Annotated in this window: 7 protein-coding genes and 1 pseudogene; 5 read left to right on the forward strand and 3 right to left on the reverse strand. The window is 70.1% G+C overall.

Features of this window, described 5'->3' with window-relative positions; all coding sequences use genetic code 11:
* On the reverse strand, window positions 1–617 hold a 617-nt coding region (locus tag ACILRF_RS13445), incomplete at its 3' end, for an SDR family NAD(P)-dependent oxidoreductase (protein WP_395673713.1).
* Between the two features lie 97 nt (window positions 618–714).
* The gene (locus ACILRF_RS13450) at window positions 715–1,743 is read right to left on the reverse strand and encodes a calcium-binding protein (RefSeq protein ID WP_395673715.1); all 1,029 of its coding nucleotides are present in this window, start codon (window positions 1,741–1,743) and stop codon (window positions 715–717) included.
* A 225-nt stretch (window positions 1,744–1,968) separates the two neighbouring features.
* Here ACILRF_RS13450 and ACILRF_RS13455 point away from each other — a divergent pair, with 225 nt between their 5' ends.
* From ACILRF_RS13455 to ACILRF_RS13475, 5 genes are all read left to right on the forward strand, one after another.
* Window positions 1,969–2,433, forward strand: a complete 465-nt coding sequence (locus tag ACILRF_RS13455) for an iron-sulfur cluster assembly scaffold protein (protein WP_395673717.1) — start codon at window positions 1,969–1,971, stop codon at window positions 2,431–2,433.
* Window positions 2,434–2,494: 61 nt separating this feature from the next.
* Window positions 2,495–2,737 carry a membrane protein insertion efficiency factor YidD gene (gene yidD / locus ACILRF_RS13460; protein WP_395673719.1) on the forward strand — a complete coding sequence of 81 codons (243 nt, stop codon included), beginning with the start codon at window positions 2,495–2,497 and terminating at the stop codon, window positions 2,735–2,737.
* Entirely contained in the window at window positions 2,734–4,707 is a 1,974-nt protein-coding gene (gene thrS, locus ACILRF_RS13465) for a threonine--tRNA ligase (protein WP_395673721.1), read from the forward strand. Before yidD ends, thrS begins: the two co-directional genes overlap by 4 nt.
* Complete coding sequence (locus tag ACILRF_RS13470) at window positions 4,704–5,633, forward strand: glycosyltransferase family 2 protein (RefSeq protein ID WP_395673723.1); 930 nt, start codon at window positions 4,704–4,706, stop codon at window positions 5,631–5,633. Before thrS ends, ACILRF_RS13470 begins: the two co-directional genes overlap by 4 nt.
* 2 nt (window positions 5,634–5,635) lie before the next feature.
* Window positions 5,636–6,439: a class I SAM-dependent methyltransferase gene (locus ACILRF_RS13475; RefSeq protein ID WP_395673725.1), complete on the forward strand. Its 804-nt coding sequence runs from the start codon at window positions 5,636–5,638 to the stop codon at window positions 6,437–6,439.
* Here ACILRF_RS13475 and ACILRF_RS13480 read toward each other — a convergent pair.
* Window positions 6,411–6,797: pseudogene (locus ACILRF_RS13480) on the reverse strand (hydroxymethylglutaryl-CoA lyase); the annotation flags it as partial. The gene ACILRF_RS13475 and the pseudogene ACILRF_RS13480 overlap by 29 nt on opposite strands.

Here is a 6,797-nt window from a genome sequence, read left to right on the forward strand (position 1 = left end):
TCCATGTGGTTGGCCGCGTGCTCGGCCAGCGGCGAGGAGATGCCGCTCGGCTTGATGAGCGTCACCGACACCGGCGTCCGGGCGGCGAGAAGTTCGATGCGCAGGCTGTCGACGTAGCCCTTCACGGCGTGCTTCGAGGCGGCGTAGGCCCCGAGGATCGGCGTGCCGAGATCGGCCACCACCGAACCGACGACGACGAACGCGCCGCCCTGCCGCGCGAGGATCGGAACCGCCGCCTGCGCCGCGTTCACCACGCCCCAGTAGTTGGTGCGGAACAGTCGCTCGTGCTCCGCCGCCGGCGTCTCGAGCAGCGGCGCATAGATCGCCACGCCCGCCACGTGGGCCCAGGTGTCGATCCGCCCGAACCGATCGACCGCCGCCTGCGCCGCCGCCACGACCGCCGCGGCGTCGCCGACGTCGACCACCACATGGTCGACGTCGCAGCCCTCGCCGGCCAGCTCGGCGGAGATTTCGCGCAGCACAGGTCCGTTCCGCGCCGCCAGCATGACCCGGGCCCCGCGCCGCGCCGCCCGGCGGGCCGTGGCGAGGCCGATCCCGGAGCTTGCCCCGGCGACCACCATCACCTGTTCGGACAGCGACTTCAGCCGCAGGCTCATGCGCACTCCGTGCTTCGGTGGGCACAGAACGCGTCTCAGGCGAGCGAGTTACCGGCTGCCGAGGAAGTGGCGCAAAAGTTAGTCGGGCGGCGCCTGACTAGGCCACGTAGATCCAGCCGGCGCCCAGGCTGTTCATCTGAACTCCAACCAAGGTCATCTGCGCGGCTCCAACGGTGATGACCGTGTCGGCGCCGACCTGGGCGGCGGAATAGGTCGAGCCCGGCTCGAGGCGAACCTTGTCCCCGTCGGCGGCGCTGAAATCCGTCACCCGGTCCACGCCGGCTTCGGCGAAGAAGTTGAAGGTGTCGGCGCCGGCGCCGCCGGTGACGGTGTCGTTGTCGCGGTCACCGCTCAGCCAATCGTCGCCCAGGCCTCCGTCGAGCACGTCGTCCTGCTGACCGCCCCGGACCCAGTCGATCCCGGCCCCGCCCTGGGCGGTGTCCGCGCCGAGGTTGCCGAGGACGACATCGAACCCTTCGTTGCCCAGCAGGAAGTCGCTTCCCTGGCCGCCCACCACCCAGTCATCGCCCAGGTTGCCGGCGACGCTGTCGTTGCCCTGGTTGCCGTGCAGGTCGTCGAAGCCGTAGCCTCCGATGATCCGGTCGTCCCCGGCCTCGCCGCGGAAATAGTTGAAGCTGTAGCTTTCCGAGACGATCAGGTCGTTCCCGGCCCCGCCGTAGACGGTGTCGCTGCTCCCGACCATGCCGGCCACCGAATCGTCGCCCCCGCCGGCGTTGACCAGGTTGGCGCCGCCAAATCCGGAGACGAGGTCGCCGCCGGCGGAGCCGTTGATGGTGTCGGCGCCGCCGAGCACGGTGTTCGCCATGCCGAGGTCGTCCCCTTCCAGCGCCCATGTCACGACCTGCTGGACCGGCACGCTCAAGGACTTGAGGTCGAACATGTTGACGCCGAGGTACGACGAGGTGACCCGGGTGATCGTTCCGCCGGTCGGGACGCCCTGCGTGTTGTAGGTGAAGCCCGTGCCGTAGAACGTCACCACTTCGTCGTCGAGCGTCACGGCGAAGGTCGTCGCGTTCGCCGTGACCACGTCGCCCTCGGCGAGGCTCGCGACGCTCAGGAAGTCCATGTCGACGCCGCCTGCGTACAGAAGATCCAGAACCGCCATGCCTCGGCCTCGCACATAAGCCCACAGAGGCGACCGGCATCGGCGAACGCCGCACCTGCGTCCAGCGCAAATGTTTGCGGGCGCCATGGATGGCGAGATTCAGGCTTCGCACCGGATGTTGCGGGGGCGAGGGCGCGACCCGGGCGAAACACCGTTACGCCGGTCCCGCCGCGCACGCGACGCCGGCATTTGACACCGGCCGCCCCGGCTACGACTTAAGGCGCGATGATCGACGACCTCTATTCGGCGAGACTGCTCAAGCTGGCCGCCAACATGCCGCGGGCCGGGCGGCTGCCCGCGCCGGACGCGACCGTCGAAAAGGTCGCCAAGCTGTGCGGCAGCCGGGTGCTGGTCGATGTCGTCGTCGAGGACGGTCGCGTCGCCGACTTCGCCCAGGAGGTGAAGGCCTGTGCGCTTGGCCAGGCGTCGGCCGCTGTCCTCGGCGCGCACGTCGTGGGCGCCAGCCTCGCCGAACTGGAAATGGCCCGCGACGGCTTCCGTGCTATGCTGAAGGACGGCGCGAATGCGCCCGATGGACGCTTTTCGGATCTGGCCATGCTCGCCCCGGTGAAGGACTACCCCGCCCGCCACGCCTCGACGCTGCTCGCGTTCGAGGCGGCGACCGAGGCCGTCCGCCAGGCCGTGACCTCGGCGACGGGCGGGCGAACTAGCCCCGCCGGCGCGGCTTGATCCTCGCCGGACCGCGGCTTAACACCCGGCGGTCCGGTCCCCTTTCGCAACCGCAGCCGGCATGACGATCTACGAAAGGTGCGTCAGAGGCGCGCTTCGCGCCTACAAGGTGACGCTCTCCCCGCTGATCGGGCGCCAGTGCCGGTTTCTCCCGACCTGTTCGGAGTACACGGCCCAGGCCCTGATCGACCATGGCCCCTGGCGCGGCGCCCTGCTCGGCGCGCGACGGGTGTGCCGCTGCCACCCCTTCGGCCCGGCGGGCTACGACCCGCCGCCGCCTCCGACCAAGTTGGACCAACGATGATCGACCTGATTTTCCCCGACGGCTCGCAGCGACAGTACGAGACCGGCGTCACGGGCCGGGCCATCGCCGCCGGCATCTCCAAGTCGCTGGAGAAGAAGGCCGTCCTGATCAAGCTCGACGGCGAGCTGCTCGACCTCGACCGCGCCCTGACCAAGGGCGGCAAGTTCGAGATCCTGACTCGCGAGGCGCCGGAAGTCCTCGAAACCATCCGCCACGACGCCAGCCACGTTCTGGCCGAAGCGGTGCAGGAACTGTTCCCCGGCACCCAGGTGACGATCGGCCCGGCTATCGAGGACGGGTTCTATTACGACTTCGCCCGCGACGAGCCGTTCAGTCTCGACGACCTCGCCAAGATCGAGCAGCGGATGCGCGAGATCGTTGACCGCGACGAGCCGATCCGCCGCGAGGAGTGGGACCGCGACGAGGCCATCGCCCACTTCAAGTCCATCGGCGAGGCCTACAAGGCCGAGATCATCCAGGACCTGCCGGCCGGCGAGACCATCACCGTCTACCGCCAGGGCGCGTGGAAGGACCTCTGCCGCGGCCCCCACCTGCCGTCGACCAAGGCCGTGGGCAAGGCCTTCAAGCTGACCAAGCTGGCCGGCGCCTACTGGCGCGGCGATCACCGCAACGCCCAGCTCCAGCGTATCTACGGCACCGCCTGGGCGACCGAGGCCGATCTCGAGGCCTACATCACCCGCCTGGAGGAGGCCGAGAAGCGCGACCACCGCAAGCTCGGCCGGGCCATGGACCTCTTCCACATGCAGGAAGAGGGCCGCGGCATGGTGTTCTGGCACGAGAAGGGCCTGACGCTCTGGCGTACGGTCGAAAGCTACATGCGCCGCCGTCTCGACGCGGCCGGCTACCAGGAAGTGCGCACGCCTCAGGTGCTGGACCGCGTTTTCTGGGAAAAATCCGGCCACTGGGACAAGTACCGTCCCAACATGTTCGTCTGCGAGACCGAGGAGGGCGAGGAGCTCTCCCTCAAGCCGATGAACTGCCCCGGCCACGTGCAGATCTTCAAGTTCGGCCAGAAATCCTACCGCGACCTGCCGCTGCGCATGGCCGAGTTCGGGGCCTGCCACCGCTACGAGCCGTCCGGCTCGCTGCACGGGCTCATGCGGGTGCGCGCCTTCACCCAGGACGACGCCCACATCTTCTGCCGCGAGGACCAGATCGAGGAGGAGACGGCGAACTTCATCGAGCTGGCCAATTCGATCCACGCCGACTTCGGCCTGGAGCGTGACCACATCGCCCTGGCCACCCGTCCCGAGGTCCGGGCCGGCTCTGACGAGTTCTGGGACAGGGCCGAGGCGCAGATGCTGTCGGCGGCCCGCAAGGCCGGCGTCGAGCCGGTGATCGCCGAGGGCGACGGCGCCTTCTATGCGCCGAAGCTCGACTGGGTGCTGAAGGACTCCATCGGCCGCACCTGGACCTGCGGCACCATCCAGCTCGACTACGTGCTGCCCGACCGGCTGGGCGCCGAATATGTGGCGGAGGATGGCTCCAAGCAGCGCCCCGTGATGCTGCACCGGGCGATCTGTGGCTCGCTCGAGCGCTTCATCGGCGTGCTGATCGAAAACTACGCCGGCGCCTTCCCGCTGTGGCTGGCCCCGACCCAGGTGGTGGTCACGACCATCACCTCCGACGCCGACGACTTCGCGCTGAAGGCGGCGGCCCGGCTCCGCGCCGCCGGCCTCAGGGTCGAGACGGACCTGCGCAACGAGAAGATCAACTACAAGATCCGCGAGCACAGCCTCGCCAAGGTCCCGGTCATCGCCGTCGTCGGCCGCCGGGAAGCCGAGGAGGGCAAGGTCGCCTTGCGCCGCCTGGGCTCGGACGGTCAGGAGATCCTGAGCCTGGACGAGGCGATCAACACGCTTGCGTTGCAGGCGACTCCGCCCGATCTTGCCCGGGTTGCGGGGGCGCAGTCCGCCGGCGGGGACGCCGGTGCCAAGGAGGCTGGATGAACGGCGTCGCCGCCCCGATCCTGGCGCCAGAGCCCGCACCGACCCCCCTCGACCTGAGGCCGCAGCGGGTTGCCTCGGTCGTGATGGTCGTCTACCTGACCGGCGAAGCCCTGCAGGAGGCCATCGACGGCGTCCTGGGCGACCCGCATGTCGACGAACTGGTCCTGGTCGACAACGGCTCGACCCCGGACGAGGCGGAGCGCTTGCGCGCCGCCGCCGACCGCGACGGCCGGGTGCGGCTGATCACGGGTCACGGCAATGTCGGGTTCGCGCGCGGCGCCAACCTCGGCGCGCGCGCCGCCCGTGGCGACACCCTGGTCTTCCTGAACCCCGACGCCTTCCTGCAGCCGGGCTGCATCGCCGCCCTTGTCGAGGAGATCGAAGGCCGCCCTGTCCCCTGCCTGATCGGTGGCCGCATACTCAACGCCGATCGCTCCGAGCAGCGCGGCGCCCGGCGCGGCGAGATCACGCCGCTGACCGCGCTGATGTCGCTCAGCCGGCTCGCCCGCCTCGCCCCGGCCCTGCGCCGGTATGAGGTCCACTGGGAGAACGACGCCTCCCCGCAGGAGGTGGCGGAGGTGCCGACCATCTCCGGCGCCTGCTTCTGCATGCGCCGCGTCGATTTCGACGCCGTCGGCGGCTTCGACGAAGGCTATTTCCTGCACGTCGAGGACGTCGACCTCTGCTGGCGCGTCCGGCAGGCCGGCGGCGCCGTCCTGTTTCATCCGAAAGCCGAGGTCGTCCACCTCGGCCACACCAGCCAGAGCCATCCGCTCAAGGTTGAATTCCACAAGGGCGTCGGGCTGGCCCGCTACTTCCGCAAGCGGGCGGACGGCCTCGGCGCGCGGGCGCTGGCCGTGCTGCTGACGCCGGTGGTGGTCGGCAGCGCCATCCTGCGCCCGCTCATCTCCGGCCGTCGCGACTGACCATGCACCCGCTTCTGCGTCGGTCCGCCGACCTGCTCGATCGCGCCGGCCTCGGCGAGCCGGCGTTCCGCATCTTCCAGCGCCTTCAGGCCCTGACCGCGCCGGCCCCGGCCCACGCCGATCCGCTGCTGCCGCCAGCCTACCTTCGGGTGCTGACCGCCGGCGTGTCGGACGCCGAGAACTTCCGCCGCCAGGGCCAGGCGGCGGCCGCCGAGTTCCTGCAGCTTGCGCGGCGTCACGGCGTAGAACTGAGCGTCGATCAGCGCGTGCTGGAGTTCGGCTGCGGATCGGGCCGGGTCGGGCGCTGGTTCATCGAAGGATCTGATGCCCGCTTTTCCGGCTGCGACGTCAACGAGCAGCTGGTCCGCTGGTGCCGCGAGAATCTGAACGGCGAGTTCGAGCGGACCGAGCTGGCGCCGCCGCTGCCCTACGCCGACCGGACCTTCGACCTCGTCTACGCCTTGTCGGTGTTCACCCACATGCACGAGGCCAACGCCCGCGCCTGGTTCGCGGAACTCGCCCGGGTGGTGCGGCCGGACGGCCTCGCCTTGCTGACCTATCAGGACGACCGCCTGCCGACGGCGGCGGCGTTGCAGCCGCGCCTGGCGGAAGACGGCTTCGCGATCCGCCGCGAGGGCGCGGAAGGGGGCAACCTGCTGTCGAGCTACTTCACGCCCGCCGGCCTCGCCGATCGCGCCGGCGCCGCCTGGGAGGTCCTGGAGCACATTCCCACCGACGCCTCGGCGCACGGCCAAGCCGTAGCCGTGCTGCGCAAGGTCAGCCCCGGAACGGACCTGCCCGGCTGAGCGCGGCAGCCGGTGGCTTGCCGATCAGGTCGGAGACCCAGCAGCCCGTCTCGATGAGCCCGCCAAGGTCGTAGCCGGTCTCGAATCCCGCCCGCTCGAGCATGTAGACGAGGTCCTCGGTCCCGATATTGCCGGTCGCCGCCGGCGCGAACGGACAGCCGCCCAGGCCGGCGACGCTGGCGTCCAGCACGTCGACGCCCGCCTCGACGCTGGCGAAGGCGTTTGCGAGACCGGTGTTGCGGGTGTCGTGGAAATGCATCCGCAGCCGCGCGTTCGGCGCGGCCTTGCGCACCGCCTCGATCCGACGGCGGACGGTCCAGGGATCCGCCACCCCGATGGTGTCGGCCAGGGCGATCTC

Source organism: Phenylobacterium sp., assembly GCF_044236515.1.
In the GTDB taxonomy this organism is placed as follows: Bacteria; Pseudomonadota; Alphaproteobacteria; order Caulobacterales; family Caulobacteraceae; genus Phenylobacterium.

Excerpts from the sequence above, each read along its gene's own strand:
- ACILRF_RS13450 (WP_395673715.1), bottom strand. The coding sequence starts at position 1,743 with ATGGCGGTTCTGGATCTTCTGTACGCAGGCGGCGTCGACATGGACTTC.
- ACILRF_RS13455 (WP_395673717.1), top strand. The coding sequence starts at position 1,969 with ATGATCGACGACCTCTATTCGGCGAGACTGCTCAAGCTGGCCGCCAAC.
- yidD (WP_395673719.1), top strand. The coding sequence starts at position 2,495 with ATGACGATCTACGAAAGGTGCGTCAGAGGCGCGCTTCGCGCCTACAAG.
- thrS (WP_395673721.1), top strand. The coding sequence starts at position 2,734 with ATGATCGACCTGATTTTCCCCGACGGCTCGCAGCGACAGTACGAGACC.
- ACILRF_RS13470 (WP_395673723.1), top strand. The coding sequence starts at position 4,704 with ATGAACGGCGTCGCCGCCCCGATCCTGGCGCCAGAGCCCGCACCGACC.
- ACILRF_RS13475 (WP_395673725.1), top strand. The coding sequence starts at position 5,636 with ATGCACCCGCTTCTGCGTCGGTCCGCCGACCTGCTCGATCGCGCCGGC.